Here is a 477-nt window from a genome sequence, read left to right as displayed (position 1 = left end):
ATTCAGCTCTACCGATCGCTGTTGCAGGATTAAAATATACTATACCAATTACGATCATTTCATTTTCTCTAGGATTGATAATTGCGGTTTTAACAGCCTTGGTTAGAATTTCTAAAAAACGAAGTATCTTTTTTATGCTAATTAAATGGATTGTAAAGTTTTATGTATGGCTATTCCGTAGTACACCGTTACTTGTCCAACTTTTTATTGTCTATTTTGGATTGCCTTATCTTATAATTCCTGCAGTTGCACCAACAGGGATTAAATTAGGACCATTAGTCTCGGGAATTTTGACTTTTTCATTAAATACCGGAGCCTATTGTTCTGAAACAGTTCGCAGCGCAATTTTATCGATTCCTAATGGCCAATGGGAAGCAGCTTATTCAATTGGTATGACAAAAACACAAGTACTACGTCGAATTATTTTTCCCCAAGCTTCTAGAGTGTCATTACCGCCTTTATTTAATAGTTTTATTA

General features: G+C 34.4%; 1 protein-coding gene. It reads left to right on the top strand.

The genetic code is table 11. The features are described 5' to 3' along the window. Positions 1-14: 14 nt before the first annotated feature. A partial coding sequence (locus KH893_RS11850; protein ID WP_427860411.1) for an amino acid ABC transporter permease occupies positions 15-477 on the top strand: 463 nt, incomplete at its 3' end.

The sequence above is a fragment of the Liquorilactobacillus sicerae genome, from assembly GCF_029916425.1.
GTDB lineage: Bacteria > Bacillota > Bacilli > Lactobacillales > Lactobacillaceae > Liquorilactobacillus > Liquorilactobacillus sicerae.
This window is presented reverse-complemented; position numbering and strand designations above follow the sequence as displayed.